The organism is Salinibacillus aidingensis (assembly GCF_055393355.1).
Map to the genome: position 1 here is coordinate 2,778,772 of NZ_AP043759.1, position 18,844 is coordinate 2,797,615.

At 42.8% G+C, this 18,844-nt stretch carries 15 protein-coding genes; 6 read left to right on the forward strand and 9 right to left on the reverse strand.

Annotated features, from left to right (window positions below):
* Positions 1–4: 4 nt before the first annotated feature.
* Complete coding sequence (locus ACZ5OK_RS14600; RefSeq protein ID WP_343837993.1) at positions 5–646, reverse strand: 3-oxoacid CoA-transferase subunit B; 642 nt, start codon at positions 644–646, stop codon at positions 5–7.
* A complete protein-coding gene (locus tag ACZ5OK_RS14605) occupies positions 633–1,319 on the reverse strand; it encodes a CoA transferase subunit A (protein WP_343837996.1) in 687 nt (228 codons plus the stop codon). Before ACZ5OK_RS14605 ends, ACZ5OK_RS14600 begins: the two co-directional genes overlap by 14 nt.
* Before the next feature lie 361 nt (positions 1,320–1,680).
* On the opposite strand from ACZ5OK_RS14605, the gene ACZ5OK_RS14610 reads away from it, so the two are divergent.
* Positions 1,681–3,141: a Na+/H+ antiporter NhaC family protein gene (locus ACZ5OK_RS14610; protein ID WP_343837999.1), complete on the forward strand. Its 1,461-nt coding sequence runs from the start codon at positions 1,681–1,683 to the stop codon at positions 3,139–3,141.
* Between the two features lie 159 nt (positions 3,142–3,300).
* Here the strand turns inward: ACZ5OK_RS14610 and ACZ5OK_RS14615 are convergent, their stop codons facing one another.
* The 3 genes from ACZ5OK_RS14615 to ACZ5OK_RS14625 form a co-directional block, all read right to left on the reverse strand.
* Positions 3,301–4,506, reverse strand: a complete 1,206-nt coding sequence (locus ACZ5OK_RS14615; protein WP_343838001.1) for a threonine synthase — start codon at positions 4,504–4,506, stop codon at positions 3,301–3,303.
* A 21-nt stretch (positions 4,507–4,527) separates the two neighbouring features.
* Positions 4,528–6,735 carry an ATP-dependent helicase gene (locus ACZ5OK_RS14620; protein WP_464758213.1) on the reverse strand — a complete coding sequence of 736 codons (2,208 nt, stop codon included), beginning with the start codon at positions 6,733–6,735 and terminating at the stop codon, positions 4,528–4,530.
* Positions 6,736–6,872: 137 nt separating this feature from the next.
* The gene (locus ACZ5OK_RS14625; RefSeq protein WP_343838005.1) at positions 6,873–7,610 is read right to left on the reverse strand and encodes a TerC family protein; all 738 of its coding nucleotides are present in this window, start codon (positions 7,608–7,610) and stop codon (positions 6,873–6,875) included.
* 294 nt (positions 7,611–7,904) lie between these two features.
* On the opposite strand from ACZ5OK_RS14625, the gene ACZ5OK_RS14630 reads away from it, so the two are divergent.
* The gene (locus tag ACZ5OK_RS14630; protein WP_343838007.1) at positions 7,905–8,786 is read left to right on the forward strand and encodes a hypothetical protein; all 882 of its coding nucleotides are present in this window, start codon (positions 7,905–7,907) and stop codon (positions 8,784–8,786) included.
* Here the strand turns inward: ACZ5OK_RS14630 and ACZ5OK_RS14635 are convergent.
* Positions 8,772–9,365, reverse strand: coding sequence for an REP-associated tyrosine transposase (locus ACZ5OK_RS14635; RefSeq protein WP_343838009.1), 594 nt, complete (start codon positions 9,363–9,365; stop codon positions 8,772–8,774). The two genes, ACZ5OK_RS14630 and ACZ5OK_RS14635, sit on opposite strands and share 15 nt — an antisense overlap.
* A gap of 741 nt (positions 9,366–10,106) precedes the next feature.
* On the opposite strand from ACZ5OK_RS14635, the gene ACZ5OK_RS14640 reads away from it, so the two are divergent.
* A complete protein-coding gene (locus ACZ5OK_RS14640; protein WP_343838011.1) occupies positions 10,107–10,760 on the forward strand; it encodes a cysteine hydrolase family protein in 654 nt (217 codons plus the stop codon).
* Positions 10,761–11,191: 431 nt separating this feature from the next.
* Here ACZ5OK_RS14640 and ACZ5OK_RS14645 read toward each other — a convergent pair whose 3' ends face one another.
* Positions 11,192–12,232, reverse strand: a complete 1,041-nt coding sequence (locus ACZ5OK_RS14645) for a lactonase family protein (protein ID WP_343838013.1) — start codon at positions 12,230–12,232, stop codon at positions 11,192–11,194.
* Between the two features lie 362 nt (positions 12,233–12,594).
* Here ACZ5OK_RS14645 and ACZ5OK_RS14650 point away from each other — a divergent pair, with 362 nt between their 5' ends.
* Both ACZ5OK_RS14650 and ACZ5OK_RS14655 read left to right on the forward strand, forming a co-directional pair.
* Positions 12,595–12,936 (forward strand): hypothetical protein, encoded by a 342-nt coding sequence (locus ACZ5OK_RS14650; RefSeq protein WP_343838015.1) that lies wholly within the window; start codon positions 12,595–12,597, stop codon positions 12,934–12,936.
* A 128-nt stretch (positions 12,937–13,064) separates the two neighbouring features.
* The gene (locus ACZ5OK_RS14655) at positions 13,065–14,048 is read left to right on the forward strand and encodes a ketoacyl-ACP synthase III (protein WP_343838017.1); all 984 of its coding nucleotides are present in this window, start codon (positions 13,065–13,067) and stop codon (positions 14,046–14,048) included.
* A gap of 117 nt (positions 14,049–14,165) precedes the next feature.
* Here the strand turns inward: ACZ5OK_RS14655 and ACZ5OK_RS14660 are convergent, their stop codons facing one another.
* A complete protein-coding gene (locus ACZ5OK_RS14660; protein WP_343838019.1) occupies positions 14,166–15,866 on the reverse strand; it encodes a methyl-accepting chemotaxis protein in 1,701 nt (566 codons plus the stop codon).
* Between the two features lie 747 nt (positions 15,867–16,613).
* On the opposite strand from ACZ5OK_RS14660, the gene brnQ reads away from it, so the two are divergent.
* Positions 16,614–17,972 carry a branched-chain amino acid transport system II carrier protein gene (gene brnQ, locus ACZ5OK_RS14665; RefSeq protein WP_343838021.1) on the forward strand — a complete coding sequence of 453 codons (1,359 nt, stop codon included), beginning with the start codon at positions 16,614–16,616 and terminating at the stop codon, positions 17,970–17,972.
* Between the two features lie 154 nt (positions 17,973–18,126).
* Here the strand turns inward: brnQ and ACZ5OK_RS14670 are convergent, their stop codons facing one another.
* A complete protein-coding gene (locus ACZ5OK_RS14670) occupies positions 18,127–18,780 on the reverse strand; it encodes a GntR family transcriptional regulator (RefSeq protein WP_343838023.1) in 654 nt (217 codons plus the stop codon).
* Positions 18,781–18,844 lie beyond the last annotated feature (64 nt).

The window sequence follows — 18,844 nt, forward strand, 5'->3', positions numbered from 1 at the left end:
TCCTTCACAGTTTAATTTTCTCTTTAAATTCAGCACCAGTAATATCCCGAAGCTCAGACATAGATATATCTGATAATTTTTCAATCAGTACCGGGCCATCATCTGTAAACTTAAAAACCGCATGCTCTGTAACTAACATTTCTGCCTTCCTGATTCCACTGCTTGGAAAGGTTAGCTTTTCTACTAATTTTGGTTGATGGTTTTTGGCCTGATGAGTAGAAGCAATAATGATTTTCTTCGCCCCTGCCACAAGATCCATCGCACCACCAACACCTAATATACTCTTACCTGGAACAGCCCAATTGGCAATCTCTCCATAACGATCAACCTGGAGGGCACCTAAAACCGCTGCATCTACGTGACCGCCACGTATGATGACAAAGGAATCAGCACTATCAAATAACGAAGCGCCAGTATCCATTGTAATCGGTTTCTTGCTCGCGCTGATTAAATCCATGTTTACATTTTCTTCATCTGGTGTTGGACCGATTCCCAGCAAACCATTTTCCGATTGTAAATAAACTTTCTTACCATCCAAATAATCCGGAATTAAGGTAGGAATGCCAACACCAAGATTGACAACGGCACCTTCCGGAAGTTCTTCTACAACTCTTTTGGCGATTTTGATTCGATTAGATTGACTCAATATAGACCCCTCCCTTTTTCACGTATTTACTTTCCACTACGTAATCAACAAATAAATGAGGGGTTACTACTTGATGAGGGTCGATTTCTCCAGCTTCAACAATTTCATCGACTTCTGCGATTACAGTCTTGGCTGCTGTTGCCATTAGTGGGTTGAAATTTCTTGCGGTGTGGTCATAGATGAGGTTTCCGAGTGTATCCGCTTTCAAAGATTTAATAATGGCTACGTCTCCTTTGATAGCTTTTTCAAGTATATATCTCTCTCCATCAATCACTTTCTCTTCTTTTCCTTCAGCAATTTTTGTCCCTACAGCCGTCCTGGTATAGAAGCCGCCAATTCCTGCTCCACCGCATCGAATCGCTTCTGCTAATGTGCCTTGGGGGACTAATTCAATTTCCAGATTTCCATTATTCCAGGCCTCCACTGCATCACGATTAGTGGTAAAATAGGATCCGACTGCCTTTTTTAAATTTCCGGCCAGTAGTAACTTGCCAAGTCCTCTGCCTGCCTCTCCCAGATTATTACTGACTACGGTTAAATCCGTTTTATCTGATTCAGCAATTTCATCAAGAAGTGTCAAAGGGGTTCCTGATAATCCAAACCCTCCAACAAGTAATGTATCCCCATTTTTAATTACATTAAGAGCATCACTTGAGTTTATTAACTTTTTCATTCTTATGTCCTCCCTTATAATGTACAGTTCTAGAGATATATGGATTGCCAGGTCATCACCTTCCTTTTAAAAATGACATAATTCCGCAATGTGGAATTAAGATTCTGTTTTTCTAAATTTGATTATAATTAAATTTTTCTAAAAATTCAATATAAAAATAAAACTTTTTAGGAATCACAGCTAAAGGTTTTTTTAAGAATTGTTGGTAATTCCCCGTGCTCTCCCTGATTTCACTGATAGAATATCTATATCATATAGTGACATCCACCCCCATTTCCTGATAAGATACTACTACTGACTAAAAATCATTCGACAAAATTCGGGTGGTGACAGGCACCATACCCGAAAAGGAGGTTTACATATGCCAAACAATGAAGATATAGATAAAGCTACGGGTGGAGCAGTTGTTCAATCATTGGAATTCAGGCTGGGGGCATTTGGTGCGGCCATTCCCCTGTTGTTTTTTGTAATATGGGCGATCACCATTAGTGTACTCCAGCTTTCCTCCGAAGTTGGGCTTGTTCTAGGGGCCATTATGGGGCTGACCCTGGGACTTTTCTTTTCAAAGAGTAAATGGGAGGATTATGCTCAGGGATTGTTTGATGGACTGGCACAGCCGGTTGGTGTCATTGCCATTGTTGCCTGGTTTTATGCCGGAATGTTTGCACAAGTATTACAGGTTGGCGGGCTTGTTGAAGGACTGGTATGGATTGGATCCATTACAGGATTGAGTGGAGGATTGTTCGTTGCAATGACCTTCCTTCTGTCTGCAACTTTTTCAACCGCGGTGGGAACTGGATATGGAACGGTGGTTGCTTTCAGTACGCTGATGTATCCATCCGGTATTGCTGTTGGAGCAGACCCTCTCTTTATGTTCGCTGCAATCCTGGCCGGGGCTGTTTTTGGTGATAACCTGGCACCGGTTTCCGACACGACCATTGTATCGGCTGTTACCCAGGATGCAGACGTTCCCGGAGTAGTCCGCTCACGTTTTAAATATTCGATTGCCGCCGCGATTCCAACTTTCCTATTATTTGCGATATTTGGCGGGGGCGGCAATGTTCAAGGTAATCAGGCCGCAATTAGCTCTATGGCTGAATCCATTTCACCAAATGGACTGATTATGCTTGTTCCCTTTGCTCTCGTGCTATTTTTAGCCTTGCGGGGACACCATTTGCTGACATCCCTGACATGGGGAATTGTGTTTGCCATTGCGCTCATTGCTATTCTGAATATCAAGCCATTGACACAAATTCTGAATTTTAATCCTGAATCGGATATGATTGTAGAAGGTGCATTAGTATCGGGGATCACCAGCTATTTTAATATGGCTGTTTTGATTCTGCTCATTGTTGCAGCCAGTCATCTATTGAAGCTGGGCGGTACGATGGAAGTGATTACAGGTATGATGATTAAATGGATTAAAAAATCTGTACGTAGAGCAGAAATCGCCATGTGGAGCATTGTTGCCCTGCTAAATAGTGCCATAACGATTAATACGGCGGCTGAAATTGCTGCGGCTCCTTTTGTACGAGAGCTTGGAACCAGGTATAAGATTCACCGTTATCGCAGAGCCAATATGCTGGACGCCATCACCTCAGCATTGGGATACATTTTTCCCTGGGGTGCGCCTGTCCTTTTGGGCTGGTCAACCATCCAGTCAATGCAGGAGCAATATGAATGGCTCCCTGTTGTGAATCCAACGTCCGTCTTTCCTTTTGTCTTTCAAGGCTGGTTCCTCGTCATCATCATGCTGGTTGCTGCCTTAACTGGCTGGGGGCTTCGGTATGAAGGGAAGAATGGTGAAGAAGTTCGCGGGTGAGGTGCCTGTCACCACCCGAAATCGCACGAACTTTGTCGATTTTTATTTGACGACAAACGTTCCTGATAGATGTAAAAAGGGGTATGACAATACATATGTCATACCCCTTACTTATTCCGTATGCAATTCGACAAAATTCGGGTCGTGACAGGCACCAGCCTATAGTGTATCATTCTTCTCCAGCATCTCAGGATCTACCTGAACAGTGTCCGGATACTTTATGCCGGCTCCTGTGTTTAATCCTACTACGGTCTCATTTTGCCCAATCCAGCCTTCCTCCCGCAGTTTGCGGATAGCGACAAATGTGGCTGCTCCCTCTGGGCATACGAAGCTTCCTTCCAAGCCTGCTATTTTTTCCTGTTCGTCCAAAATGGCTTGATCATCTACAGCCACCGCACATCCATCCGTATCATATAGGGCATCCAGCACAAGAAAATCTCCCAGGGCTTTAGGCACATTAATACCAAAGGCAAGTGTTGATGAATCATTCCAGAACTCTGATTCACGCTCCCCATTCTCCCAGGCTTGCACAATAGGGGCACATCCTGTTGACTGAACCGCAACCAATCTAGGTAATGAACCTTCAACCAAGCCCAGTGTTTTTAATTCCTTCAGAGCCTTATAAATGCCGATCAGACCCACTCCACCACCTGTTGGGTATACGATAACATCAGGAAGCTTCCAATTGAGTTGCTCGGCAATTTCCAGCCCCATTGTTTTCTTTCCTTCTATCCGGTAAGGTTCCTTTAAGGTTGAGGCATCGTACAGGTTATAATCCTTTACAGCCTTCCCCACAATTTTTCCAGCGTCACTAATGAGGCCATTCACTAAATAAAGATTAGATCCGGATAAGGATACTTCTGTTCTGGTAATCTCCGGAGCATCCTTGGGCATAACAATGGTGGATTGAAGTCCGGCCCTCGCACTATATAAAGACCATGCAGCCCCGGCATTTCCATTCGTGGGCATCGCAAGCTCATCCACTCCTATTTCTGTTGCTTTTGATACACCGACTGCCGCGCCTCTCGCTTTAAATGACCCCGTAGGAATCAGTCCTTCATCCTTCATATAGAGATTTTCAAGCGACATGTCCTCCCCTAGATTGGTAAAGGAAACAAGCGGTGTCATTCCTTCCCCTAAGGACACGACATTTTCACGATCTTCAACAGGAAGAAGCTCATGATACCTCCATATAGAGTTTTCCCGTCCCTTCAGATCCTCAGCAGTAAAATTCTTCTGCAACTCATCAAGATTATAATCTACCAGGAGCGGCGAACCGCACGAGCACAATTGATGCTGCTCCTTCGTATGAAACTCCTTCCCGCATTTCGGACAATAAAGATGCGAAACATAACTGTATTTCATGAAAACCCCTCCCATTAATGATTATTCGACAAAATTCGGGTGGTGACAGGCACCTAATAGTCCCATCTCCAGGCACTTATCAACAGATAACTTTTTGGTGAATTTGGGGAAGCGGATTTCTATAATTTCATCGCTGCAGGACACGATTTCACCCCGGCCAAAGACTCGATGCTTGACCATCATCCCTTCCTGCAAAGCATCCCGCTCTTTTATCGCATTCGGGTCATAAGGGATTCTGGTCTTTTTGGTGCTTGTCCGGCTTTCCCTCTTCCCTGTCTTCTCATCTTCCTTAATAACCTTGGGTGGATGTACAATCCGCTCCACATCATGATAGAAGCGTGACGGCCGCGCTTTTTTCCCGTACTTGCGCTGATAGGTAACAAGCTCCAGATGCTGCTCGGCCCGGGTCATGCCAACATAAAAAAGCCGGACTGCTTCCTCCAGCGGTTCGTATACCCCATCCTTTGCACTTTCCAGATCAGACTGCGCCGGAATCACACCATCGATCAAATCAATCATATACACCCTTGGAAATTCCAGCCCCTTCGCACTATGAAAGGTAGAAAATGTGACGGCATCCTCACCCTTATTAAACTTTGAGGAAGCCATCAGGGCATCCAGGTGTTTAATCCGTTTCCCGAAACCCGCCACACTGTCCACTGATTTGGCTATGTCCTCCAAAGTGTTCAGTATATCAAATAGATTTTCCTTATTAAAACCGAGCCGCTTACTCATATCCTTCAAGACGTCTTCATACCCAAGCTCTGTACGTATGGAGCGGATCGCCTGTCCTGGATCCATTTGCTTCATTTCACGAAAAATCTCTTTTCCCTTTTTAATCTTCACCTTCTGAAAATCCTTCAAACGGGTATAACGAATCAGGTTGTCAAACACCGATTCACCATTCTGCATTCTATGAAGCTGCTCCATATGATTTTTCGATAAATACCAGTTAAACTTTCCATAAACCCTTTCGAAAATATCCGTCCGCCTGGCATCAAAAGCGAGCCGCATAAAATTCAGGACATCCTTCACAATCCAATGGGTGAAAAAACGGTTGTCAGGATCCTTCATATAAAAAGGAATTCCGGCCCGGGCAAACGCATCAATCAGAGGAATTGAGGATGAATGGTTCCGGTATAATATCGCTGCATCCCGGTAATTTTCAAGCAGAGAAATTTTATCCACCAGATAGCCCGGCTGCTCATGATAATCCCTTAGCGCAGTCAGCTCAACCTGCTCACGGGAAGGATTTTTCGTGAACATCTGTTTTTCATAGCGATTTTTATTGCGCTTAATGAACCTGTTCGAAACATCTACAATCTCTTGGCTGGAGCGGTAATTTTGCTCAAGCTTGAGAATTTTCGCTTCCGGATAAACTCTTTGAAAATCGAGCAGATATTGTGGCTCGGCCGCCCGCCACATATAAATCGACTGATCATCATCGGCAACAACAAATAAATTTTTGTGCTCCTCCACAAGCTGCTCAATGATGGCATGCTGAACCAGTGACGTATCCTGACTTTCATCGGTGAGGACATAATCAAATTTTTGCTGATATTTCACCCGCAGCGTCTGGTCTGTTTTCAGCACATCATTCGCCAGGGTAAGCATATCATCATAATCAAGAAGCAACTGGTCAGAACGGGATTTTTTAAAGTCCTCGTACTGTTTTAAAATATCTGCGGCTTTAGACACATCACATGTGATGGCCGTCCACTTTTCCTCAGGGATCAGGCGGTTTTTAATATAACTGATATAGGTAGTGAGCGCCTCAAGCTGATCTTCCGTTATCGTCTCCTCGTGTACAGACTGATAGATTTTCCGCAGAATTTGCTTCTTATTCAGCTCACCCTGCCCTTCAATGAGCTCATACCGGATTCCCTGCCGATTAAAATACTCCCTCACGACCTGAAAAGCCAAACTATGTATAGTAGAAAAATGTATAGAAGGAAGATTGGGAAAAAACTGCTGAAACCGCTCTTTCATATCATTGGCCGAAGCCTTACTGAATGTAACAGCCTTTATTCGGGAAGGATCGGCCTTTTGAACCTCTATTAAATATCCAATTCTCATGATGATCGTTGTCGTTTTACCTGAACCCGGAGACGCCAGCAGCAGGAGCGGACCCTTTGTATGTAAAACCGCCTGCTTTTGGACCTTATTTAGCACAACCCCCAGTTCGGCACTCTTTCTATCAAAAAAATACGAATCTCTGCTGTTCATCATACGAACTCCTCTATGCATCTACCGCGTTTATTCCTTATTAATCGTATCATAGAGGAACGAATGTGGATATATGGGAAATGTTTCATTCGACAAAATTCGGGTGGTGACAGGCACCACCCGGTCAGGCACCACCCGGTCTATTCCTTTCGCCCGGAAAGGAACCACCCTCCAATTGCAGTGGATAGTAAAACCGACCAGAAAACAGCCGTCCAGGTAATACCATGAGGAAACTCGTGCGGTAATACTCCGACATCCTCATGAGCCAATGTAATGACCGCAAGCTTCACCCCCACCCAGGCAACGATAAGATAAGCGGTAGTTTCCAATCCCGGCCGGTCGTTTAGCAATCTGACAAACCATGTTGCTGCATATTTTATCAGAATAAGTCCTGCAATCCCCGCGAACACAACAATGGCAAACTTTGCTCCATCCATTCCACCAAATGCCGGCAGCGGCGTTTCCGGCAGTGCGATGGCAAGGGCAACCGCTGCTAAAATCGAATCTATGGCAAAAGCCACGTCTGCAAGGCCAAGCTTGGCAACTGTTGGCCAAAAGCCTGACCCCTTCGAAAGTACTGTGTTCTCATCGTCCTCCTTATTCGACCCCAGCACATGCTTCATCCCTAAATAAATCAAGTAAGCAGCACCGATTGCCTGAACCTGCCAAACATTAGCAAGAAATGAAATGGCAAAAATAGCCGAAAATCTAAAAATAAAAGCTAACATAACGCCATAATTAATGGCCCGGTTTTTTTGATCACCAGGTAAATGTTTTGCGATAATGGCCAATACAAGCGCATTATCAGCTGATAGCAGTCCTTCCAGACCAATCAGCACAAGTAATGTCCATCCGTATTCAATCCAGATTGATTCCAATGTCCTTTCTCCTCTCACAATTTCATGTTGGTATTTGCATAAAAAAGAGACCCCTGCACTAAAGCAAAGGTCTTGCTAACAATGGTTAGGTCGCCAATAATGCCGAGAGTCGACTCTGTTTTGACGATCATTACTGTTAAAGCTACTCCCCTTAATTTCATATGAAAATTATATCAATAAAACAAAAACCTGTACATGAAATTCGACAAAATTCGGGTGGTGACAGGCACCTGAATAGGACAAAATCCCCTCCACATATACTCTAACAACAAATACATGCGGGGTGATTTTTTCATGAGACATGTAAAACTGACTTATGATAGACTGGTGGCCTTTTACATGGAGGAGGTTGACCGTCAAACAGCTTTTCGCTATACCTCAAAAATGCGGAATGCCGTCAACCCTTACATAATTGTCGAAAAACGAATGGATCATAAATATAACGTGATTAGTGGATTTTCATATGTTTCGGCGATGAAGCAGCTGCGGAGAAAATCCCCTCTCCTCTGTTATGTGGTGGGACCTTTTAAATCAGAAAAGGAACGAAAGGTATCCATGCTCAAGCATTGTGTAGAGAGAAACGAGAACATAAACTACGTGGAACTCCTTTATTATGAGTTAATCCGTGAGTGGAAAATGAACCCTCGCTCTATTGAGAAGATTCTGGGCAAGGCCTTTTTTGAAAAACGAAGCCAGCCACTTCAGCTGTGGCTATCAGGTTCCAGACACGAACATTCCAGGATACAAATGAAACATGAAACCAGGACGTGTATGCTGTATATAAGTCCCAGCCTAAACCACCGCCACCGTCTGTCCAATTGCAACCAGCTCATCCCGTCCTCTTACCAAGAGAAAGCAGAGCAACTAGGAATTAAGCCTTTCATCCAGGCCATTTTCCTGAACAATTTGTACAGCTTTAAGGAAAAGTGCCTTCTCGCAGAAATTTTCCTTTCTGAGGGAACAGAATTAAACAGCAGCCATCTCTTTTTATTCCGGAGATACAGAGAAAAATATCCTCTGTTTGAAGACTTTTATGAGGCAAAAAAGCAGGTCCGGCAAGCCCTGAATCCACAAGAGCCCATGGAGGAATACTGGTCCTCTATCCCTCACCCGAAAACTCTGGAGGAATACCTATTGGATTACGAGATTTATAATCTGTATTCACAAATGTACTGATGTTCGATTCGACAAAATTCGACCGGATTCGGGTGGTGACAGGCACCAGCTGCGGTATTTTTTCCCCTTTTCGTCCTTGGTTCCGGAAAAATGGTCTAACAGCACGTCCATATTCATATACGGTGGTCGTTCCTCCTGATTACCGCAAAAATACTGCAGGCTGCTCCACGCATAATCCTGGGGTCTGGAAACAATATTTGCTTCAAGTGGATTCAGGTGGATGTAGCGACTCGTCTCAAGCATACTCTCCTCATTGGCAATCAATCGATCAAAATAACGCTTTTCAAACACATGGCCCGTGAGCTTATACTTATAATTGAAGTAATCCGCATAACGCTTGTTCACCCGGGCCATCACCTTTGAGATTTCCTGCTCCTGTGAACGAAGCTGAAGGTGAACGTGGTTGGTCATCAAACAATAGGAAGCCACCTCAAACGGACATTTTCGATACACATGCTCCAATATATAAAGGAATGTCAAAAAATCCTCCTGCTCCAGAAAGAGATCCTCACGACGGTTCCCGCGACAAACAATATGATAAAAATATCCAGGCTCCCAAATCCGCTTTTTTCTCCCCATCATGCTCACCTCACACTATTTTTATTCCTCAGGCGAAACCTGTCTGCGCCTGAGTGTGAGGTTAGTATACTCCTTGCTGCAAAACCGTGCACATCAGGGAAAATTAAATACAGATACACTGAGTAATGAAAATCCAAAAGGTATGTAGAGGAAAATGAGATTTTTTGGGTTTCATTCAGGTGGAAGGATGAATTTATATATATTTCGGGGTGGTGCCTGTCACGCCCCGAATAATCTTGTTTCACAAAATGTTTCACACAAAAATAATAAAAAATCTGGCCTGGCAGGCTCGCTCAATGTCTTTTTATAGATATTTTATAATTCTTCAACGACCTCCCCATCGCCTGAATGTTTTCGGGTAAATAATCAATACGGTATGCAATCATCAATCGATCATTCCTGTTTTTTTCATCAGGTTTATCAGAAGCCTTCAGTAAAAGAGTTGAGTTACTCATTTCCAGATCCGCGAACTCACAAGCTCAACTAAGAAGAGCAGACCAATATTGACGCAACTTCCCCGATAACGTACAATTTATTTTAGTTATTTTGTTCAAAACATATTAAATAAATTAAACTTAACAATCATATAGCACCAGGTTTGACACAAGTTCAGTCCAATAGGGTTCAAAAAGTTAAAAAATCACAAGATATTCTCATTAATGCCATTGCCAGACAAAGGTTATCTATGGTGTTACACCTTTGAATATTTTCCTGCAAAACGTTAAGAGGAGGACGATTACAGTGGAGAAAACAAACACAGCACTAGTCTTAATTGATATACAAAAAGAGAGTGAATTCGGCATCCAGGGGGTTGAGCAAGCCGTTCAAAACGCTGAATTATTAATTGCGGAATGCCGGAAACAGGGCATTCCAATCATTTATACCCGCCAAATTAACCGTGAAGATACGATTGGTCTTTCAAATCATGAGCCATTGAAGGAAGATGGAACACCGGTCTTTTATCATGATGGAACAGATGCTGTTGAAATTTTGGATAAAATAAAACCCAAAGAACATGATATTGTGGTTGATAAATACCGATGGAGCAGTTTTTATGGTACCAACCTGGATCTGATTCTCAGGAATATGGGAGTTAAGAATTTGCTGATGGGTGGCTTTGTAACAGACGGATGTTTAATGACATCTGTGTTTGATGCATACTTTCGTGACTACCAGGTACATCTGGTGAAGGATATGTGCGGTGCCACTAACGAAGGGGCCCATATGGCTTCTATTCTAATGATCGCCAACTGGGTATACGACGTGGAGATTTATAATACCGATGAACTCATTAAAAAATTAACCGGTAATTCATACAGAAGCTGGAAATCCGCCTATCCGGATCAGCTCCAATTCACACCAGAAAACCTGCGCCGTGTGTTCAGTGAGCTTTAGGTCGGGGATGGTGCCTTCGGGGGTGGTATCTCCACGGCTGGTGCCTCCGCAGCTGGTGCCTGTCACGCCCCGAATAATCTTGTTTCACAGAATGTTTCACGCTTTATATAATTCAAGTTTAAACCTATGGCCCCGATGAAGCACAGAAAAACATAGGAATTGCAAGAATGGTGTCCCTCATTGCATTCATGAAGGACGCTTCACCTTTTAAACAACACCGAGTGGTCCTTCATAACGATGATGAAGGCCAATCCAGCTCTAAAAACGAGCCGAAGTGTCCTTCACTACATCAGAAAGCAACCATTTGATTGACAGTCCATCAACCGGGAATATTTACAAATCCCTTACGACCGTCAACCCACATAAAAAGACCGGGCATTTTATGTACCCGGTCTATCCATACTGGAGAAATATGAAAAAGCATCTCCCCATTAATTTAAGAACTTCACACACACAGCCTCTGGCGCATGTACATCCTTCTGCAACAAGGTGAGCGTTCCTTGCTGTTGATTTCTTTCAAACAAGGCAAGGGTTCCTGTTTCCTGATTGGCAGCTACGATAAACTGTTCTGTTGGATCCAGTACAAAATCCCTTGGCCAGTCCCCTTCTGTATGGGTCCATTCGATAAATTCCAGCTTGTTATCCGCTTTTACACGATAAATGGCAATCGAGTTGTGCCCCCTGTTGCCAGCATAAACAAACTTCCCATCCGAAGAAAGATGAATCGCACTGCCCTGACTATTTTCCGTGAAATCCTCTGGAAGGGTAGATATATATTGAACGTCCTCAAAGGTCCCTTCCTCCTCATCATATTTAAGCACAATAACTTCATTACTGAGTTCCGTCATCACGTATGCATACGGAGCATTCGGATGAAAAGCAATATGACGGGGGCCGCTTCCAGGTTTCACGGATCGCACGCTTACTTCACGCAAAACATCTCCATCCGGCTGATAAGTTGTTATCCTGTCACTTCCTAAATCGATGACAACTACATATCGTTCATCTGGTGTGAAGCCTGCAAAGTGAAGGTGCGGTTTCTCCTGTCGCTCATGGGGGCCACTTCCCTCATGCTCAACGGATTTTGGTGGCTGAATCGACCCATCCTCCTTCGTTAGAAAAGCCTCTGCCTGCTTCGTATGAAAATTAGCCGAGACAACTAAGCTGTTTCTGCTGTTGACACTCACATGACAGGGAGCCGAGCCGTCTGTAACCTGTCTGTTTAATTTTTCTAAATCACCGGATTCACCGGTAATTTTAAAAGCAGCGATACCACCCTGGTCCCCTTCCTTAGAGACCGCATAAAGATATTCATTTTTCTTGCTAACCGTTAAGTATGTAGGGTTATCCAGGTGAGCCGCAACCTCTACATTCGTAATCTGTTTCTTTTCCGTATCCAACGTAAAACGATAAACGCCCTCGCTATTCTTTTTTGTATATGTTCCAATATAACCTGTGAATTGTCTTGCCATAATCCAGGATCCTCTCTTTGTTGTAAAATTTTATCTCCTTTTATAATAGCAAATGCTGTAGTGGGAAGAAAAGAAGGTGCCTATTCATCTCCTATACCAATCTCGTTCTATTGTTCCCCCCATCTGCACAATCTCTTCACATATAATAAAAAAGGAAATTCTCCCTATTGGAAACTTATAAACTCCTTCTCCTTTATTTTAATGACTTCATGTCTAAAAGAGCTGGGACAATGAACCTGTCCCCATGTCCCACCACCTCCCGAGCACTTAAAATTTCACAAACAAATCCGATATAAATATAGTGGCTTCTCAAAAATTCGACAAAATTCGGGTGGTGACAGGCACCAAAAAGGAGGTTCAGCATGAAAAAGTATGATATTCAGGTTCAGCATGAGAAAAAGACGATTGATATGGTGGTTCGTGGCAGTTTCTCGGAGCAGGATGTGCAAAATTTTATGAGGGATTATCAAAATGCGGTATCGAGTATTAAGGCTGGAGAGTATACGTTAGAAATCGATTGTACCAATTTGGATATTTTGACACAGGATATGGTTCCGCAAATGGAAGCTTCCTTGAATATGTATAAGGAGTCCGGTTTTCATACGGTCCAGCTTAATATCCGGAATAATGCCGTTCTGAAGCTGCAACTGCACAGATTAGCACGCAGCATTGGCCTTAAAAACGCTAAGACCGTAGACGTTTAAACAAACAGGAGAATCACATTGATGTCTTTGAGTATGCAGTCATTTATCCACATCATCCCATTACATTTACACAAATGATTGCATGCCAAAAGAAACGATTTTATTAGAAAAAGGAGATTCAAATCAGAATGAACAACATCAAGATAAAAGAAGTCGCTATTTATCATCCCGAAAAGATTGTACATAACGATTTTTTCATTGAACATTTTAAAGATAAAAAGGATATATCGCACTTCTTAGAGGTCATGGGGAGAGAAAATCGATACGTGATTGATAATGAAGAGGAAAACGGATTAACGATGGGTATTGAAGCGAGTAAAAAGGTACTTGAGAGAGCAAAATTAACCGGAAACGATATTGACATGATTGTATTTACAACTCAGGTTCCGGAAACCACCTTCCCTACCAATGCTATCTATGTCCATCATGCCATTAACGCTAAAAAGCAAGCCATTACAATGGATACAAATGCGAACTGTGCCGGTATGACGATTGCTGTGGAGCAGGCATCTTATTATATGAAAGGGAATCCTAACGTCAATAAGGCTTTAATCATCGGTTCTGATTACAACACGCTTGTCAGTAATCCCGATGAAGAAATCACTTATGCGAATTATGGAGATGCCGCAGCTGCTGTGATTTTAGAAAAAACGGAGGAGAACACTGGATTTATCGATTCTACGTATTTTACCGATTCGTTTATCCGCGATATGATCCGATTTCCTAAAGACGGCTTATCGAAAAGCATCTTAGAGGATAAAAGTGTTTCCACCATCCGCTGGCAGAAGTTTGATGGGTCCAAGGCCTTACCCCCAGCGTATGACATGATTTCTACCCTGTTAGAACGGAATCACCTGGATCCTAAAGACATTAAGGCCTACTGTTTATCGCAATTTGCTTTAAGCAACATCCTGAGAATTCAGGAACATTTTGCCCTTGATGACGAACAAATCGTCTATGTTGGAGATCGATTTGGATATACAGGTACAAGCAGTCCTTTTATCGCCTTACACGAAGGAATTGAAGATGGACGCATCCAGCGTGGGGACTACGTGCTGTTCTGGACAGTCGGAGCAGGTCATGAATTAGTCGCTACCTTATTTAAATATTAATGCGACAACGTTTTTTCATAAAAAAGGGCAGTATTTGCCTTAGAAAAGATAAAAGCCTTTTGACTGCTATAACAGCAATCAAAAGGCTTTTCCTGTTCGATTTGTAAGAGTAGTTTTTTACATTTTAAACTGACGCACCAGACCGTTTAACTCCTCTGCAAGCTGTGATAACTGCTCAGAACTTGCGGTTACCTCCTGCATGGTACTGTTTGTCTGCTGTGATGCAGCGGCTGATTCCTGCACTCCCGATGCAGCCTCTTCAGATACAGAAGCAATTTCTTCAATAGAAGCATCCATTTTTTGACTTGAATTAGCCATCTCCGTAAGATTATTCGTAACAAATCCGATACTGGCAGCAATTTCATCGATGGCTATACGAAGGGTCTCAAAGGTTTCCTCCATCGATTGAATTTCATTTGCTCCTTTTTCCACTTCAGCATAACCATCTTCAAGTGATTGAACCACGGTTGAGGATCCTTCCTGAATGCTGCCTACAATTGTCGTAATTTCTGTGACAGAATCAGACACCTGTACAGCTAATTTCCGAACTTCATCAGCTACTACAGCAAATCCTTCCCCATGCTCTCCTGCTCTGGCAGCTTCTATGGCAGCATTTAACGCTAAGAGATTTGTCTGGTCTGCAATATCCTTAATGACGGTTACTAGTTTTGAAATTTCACTCGACTGGGCATCTAAACCTTTTACCTTTTCAACCGATTGATCAAAAATGGAGTAAATGGACTTCATTTGATTTACAGATCGGTTCATCAGCTTTCTTCCATCATTCGTCATATTCAAAACTTGCTTCGAGGCATCATAGGTTAGCTCACTGTCCTCATTTGATTCTCTTAATTTAGTAGAGAAAGCTGTTGTATTATCCGCCATTTGACTGGCATGATTCGCCTGATTTTCAGCTCCTGAAGCGATTTCTTCCATTGCAGCTGAGACCTTTTCTGTACCCCTCATGACTTCATTTGCGGACTGTGTAAGTTCTTCACTATGAGCAGACACAGTCTCAGATACAGAATGAATTTTACCTAAAAGTTCCCTCATATTCTGACTCATATCGTTCGTAGACTCTACAAGCCGGCCGATTTCATCCTTGGATTCCACTTGTAAATTTTCGTCGGATAAATCCCCATCTGCAATTTTTTTCATGCGATTCATAACCGTCTTAAGCTGTTTCGTCATGCTTCGGGAGAGAAGTGCTGCAATCAGGATTCCAAAAATGACAGCCAAAATCATAATGATCAGACTAATATTCCCATTTGCACTACTCGCATTTACGATATCATTTCCTGTTTGATTCATCTGTTCTTCGCGTTCAATCGCCAGTTTTTCAAAGGATTGAATTAATTCATCTGACAGCGGCTGAACCTCAGTTTCCATAATTTGCAGAGCTCTTTCTTTATTGCCCTTCTCGTACTCCGCATACACCTGATCTGTCAGGGTACCCCATTCGATTTTCTGATCAATCAGCTCCTGAACCTTACCGGACTTATCCAGTTCCAGCAACTCATTTTCCAAAGCAATGCTCTCTTCTATACCATTTTGAAATTTTTCCTTGTATGTCTCATCTTCATATAACAAAAATCCCCGCAGCAAATTGGTTCGCTGGGACATATTTAATGCAATCTTTTCCGCCTTCACTAATGAATTTAAATGATCATCATTTAACTCTTTTACTTTATCATTCGAATTTTGATTGAAAATTAACGTTGTGATTCCCAATACTAAAACGAATAAAATAATCGTTGAAAAAGCTGCGAAAAGTTTTGATCTAATGCTTTTAAAGTTGAATACTTTTAGATTTTTCATAGGATGTCACCTCTGTCTTTTCTTGTTGATAAAGTGAAACTTCCATCAGTGGGGGTTTCTCCATCCCCCACTGATGGTTAGTTGAACTTATCAGGAATTTACTGGCCGTTTATCCCCCCACTTAGTCTTGTTGGGTTACCCTCAAGACTTGAAGTGGGGGTTATACGGCCAGTTAATGCGTGATAAAAGGTCTGGAGATGAAATTCCAGTGCCTTTTTACCAAAGTTTCTATATGCATAAATCAATCTATCTAAATATGTATTAATGTTTATCTATCTCCTCATTTCCTCAATTTAAATAATTTTGTTTTGTTAAAAGTTTTCTTTTTTCTCCACCCATTTACAGTACAAACGCTAACAATTCGCCGTAATAGGTACAGATGAATTTTTTCAGCTCCTCATTTAATATCGACTGCATCGCTAAAATCTTTAGCGGGCCAGGATGGTGCCTGTCACAACCCGAAAAATCTTGTTTCACAAAATGTATCACAATATAGCTGGGTCAGTGATAGATGGCGCCCAAGACTTCTGGACTGTCTGCTTTGTTGCGTTTCTCTGTCCTGGGACAGTGTACCTGTCCCCATGTCCTGCGCGCGGTGACACGGGGTGGTGACAGGCACCTAAGTATGAAATAATCAAAAAATTCTAAGTAATATATTGCATTTCGACACGGAGAATAGTATTATAGATTCCATCGATATATTGCATATGGGTAATCCATTATTTAGCACCAAAGGGGGCACTTATCATGAAAGGGAAACTGTCTTTTTCGTCTTACGCAGTCATTGGAGTCATGTTATTTGCATTATTTTTTGGAGCTGGCAATCTTATTTTTCCAGCAAACCTCGGCCAGAATGCTGGTACTAACGTCTGGTCGGCAACATTTGGATTTTTAATTACAGGAGTAGGGCTGCCGCTGCTTGGAATTATCGCTATGAGTTTTTCAGGGAGTCGAAATCTCCAGGAGCTTTCAAGCCGTGTACACCCGGTTTATGCTGTATTTTTCACATCACTGCTTTATTTAACAATCGGACCATTTTTCGCTTCTCCTCGTACAGGGACGGTGGCATTTGAGATTGGTATATCACCTTTTGTAAGTGAGTCTTCACAGCAGATCGCCCTATTTATTTTTACATTAGTGTTTTTCGCAATCGTACTTTTATTTTCATTAAAGCCTGCAAAGCTTGTTGATAATATCGGGAAGTTTTTGGCACCTGGACTCGTTGTTCTGCTTGCGGTTCTTTTGATTACAGCAATCGTTAATCCGATCGGAGCAATGGAAGCACCTCAGGAAGCTTATTCTAGCGGAGCATTTATCACTGGCTTCCTTGAAGGATATAACACCATGGATGCACTGGCATCGCTGGTATTTGGTATTATTGTCATAAATGCGATCCGCTCCTTAGGTGTTACATCCAATGCCGATGTTCTCAGGATCACTGTAAAGGCGGGCAGTATCGCCATCTTGCTGCTCGGAATGATTTATGTCGGCATTGCCTATTTAGGAGCAACGAGCACACAGGTATTCGGAATCTTTGAAAATGGCGGACCAGTTCTAAGTAACGCCGCATCCCATTATTTTGGAACGTTCGGATCCATTCTTCTTGCGGTTACGATTACACTGGCATGTCTGACCACTGCCATCGGGTTAACGACCGCCAATGCGGAATATTTTCACACACTGTTTCCGAAAATCAGCTATAAAGCACTGGTAGTTTTCTTTGCAACCTTAACCTTTGTCATCGCAAACTTTGGATTGACGAACATTATCACTTATTCTGTGCCGGTTCTCATGTTCCTGTATCCACTGGCGATTGTACTCATGCTCCTGACATTTTTGTCGCCATTGTTTAACCATGCACGTCTTGTTTATGCGGCAACGATTACAGCGACGTTCTTGATCAGTATTTTTGATGGACTTAAATCACTCTGTCAATCACTGGGAATTGAGTATTTCGGTTGGATGCAGCCGATTGTAAACTTCTATGAACAATCATTACCGTTGTACAATCAGGGACTCGGATGGCTGCTGCCGGCAGTTGCCGTCATTGCAGTCACCGGTGTGATCAGCCGTTTTCAAAAAGCAGCTGAGCTTCATGCATCATAATATGTTAACAAATTCGGAATCGCCTGGTTAGCGACTAGCGATGAGGGAAGTATCGGTTTTCGTTGGGCGCTGAAGCTGCACATGGCTTTACACTCAAAACTTCAAACCATAGACAAAAAAAGCGGGCCTCCTCCTTATCGAGGGGGCCTGCTTTTTATTGACTGAAACTCCTTGGCAAGGTTCGAAGCCAGTTTTCTTTCATGATGGATGCCGCCTTCTCTTTGTCACCTTGTTTCATTAGGTTAATAATCGACTTGTGTTCATCAATGGATTCTTCCGTCAAAATGATAGAGTTATAGAAAAAATGTCTGTGAACATGCGCCTGCAAAGACTCGAGACTGCTCTGGATATAAGGGTTATTTGCGATATCGACAATCAGCTGGTGGAATTCTTCATCAACATTCAGCGCCGCATAGCTGTTATTGGAGTGGATGGCTTGTGCGAAGCGTCCATTAATGGCTTCAAGTTGGGCAAGCTGATCTGTTGTCATGTGGTCAATCGCCAGTTCTGCAGCTAATGACTGTAATGCGGCCAGTGGAGGGAGCAAGTCTTTAATGGCCTCCCGTTCAATTTCGGTTACCTGTGTCGCCTTCCCAGGATACATTTTGACAAACCCCCGTACTTCCAAGAGCTGCAAGGATTCACGAATCGGCGTCCGGCTAACTCCTAATGCATCTGCCAGCTCCTTATCATTTAATTTTTCACCTGGAAGGAGCGTTCCATCAATAATCCACTGCTGGATCTGTGTAAACGCATATTCCTTCGCAGACTGCCGAGCATGTTTGGCATAATTTGCAGGTATTGGCATGGATATCCGCCTTTCTACATCTTCATATTGTATGAGTATAGTATACATCAAAAAATACTATGAT

Bases quoted from the DNA above. Each gene is read 5' to 3' on its own strand.
- brnQ (WP_343838021.1), top strand. From the start codon at position 16,614: ATGAAAGGGAAACTGTCTTTTTCGTCTTACGCAGTCATTGGAGTCATG.
- ACZ5OK_RS14660 (WP_343838019.1), bottom strand. From the start codon at position 15,866: ATGAAAAATCTAAAAGTATTCAACTTTAAAAGCATTAGATCAAAACTT.
- ACZ5OK_RS14620 (WP_464758213.1), bottom strand. From the start codon at position 6,735: ATGATGAACAGCAGAGATTCGTATTTTTTTGATAGAAAGAGTGCCGAA.
- ACZ5OK_RS14630 (WP_343838007.1), top strand. From the start codon at position 7,905: ATGAGACATGTAAAACTGACTTATGATAGACTGGTGGCCTTTTACATG.
- ACZ5OK_RS14615 (WP_343838001.1), bottom strand. From the start codon at position 4,506: ATGAAATACAGTTATGTTTCGCATCTTTATTGTCCGAAATGCGGGAAG.
- ACZ5OK_RS14610 (WP_343837999.1), top strand. From the start codon at position 1,681: ATGCCAAACAATGAAGATATAGATAAAGCTACGGGTGGAGCAGTTGTT.
- ACZ5OK_RS14650 (WP_343838015.1), top strand. From the start codon at position 12,595: ATGAAAAAGTATGATATTCAGGTTCAGCATGAGAAAAAGACGATTGAT.
- ACZ5OK_RS14635 (WP_343838009.1), bottom strand. From the start codon at position 9,365: ATGGGGAGAAAAAAGCGGATTTGGGAGCCTGGATATTTTTATCATATT.
- ACZ5OK_RS14655 (WP_343838017.1), top strand. From the start codon at position 13,065: ATGAACAACATCAAGATAAAAGAAGTCGCTATTTATCATCCCGAAAAG.
- ACZ5OK_RS14605 (WP_343837996.1), bottom strand. From the start codon at position 1,319: ATGAAAAAGTTAATAAACTCAAGTGATGCTCTTAATGTAATTAAAAAT.
- ACZ5OK_RS14670 (WP_343838023.1), bottom strand. From the start codon at position 18,780: ATGCCAATACCTGCAAATTATGCCAAACATGCTCGGCAGTCTGCGAAG.
- ACZ5OK_RS14645 (WP_343838013.1), bottom strand. From the start codon at position 12,232: ATGGCAAGACAATTCACAGGTTATATTGGAACATATACAAAAAAGAAT.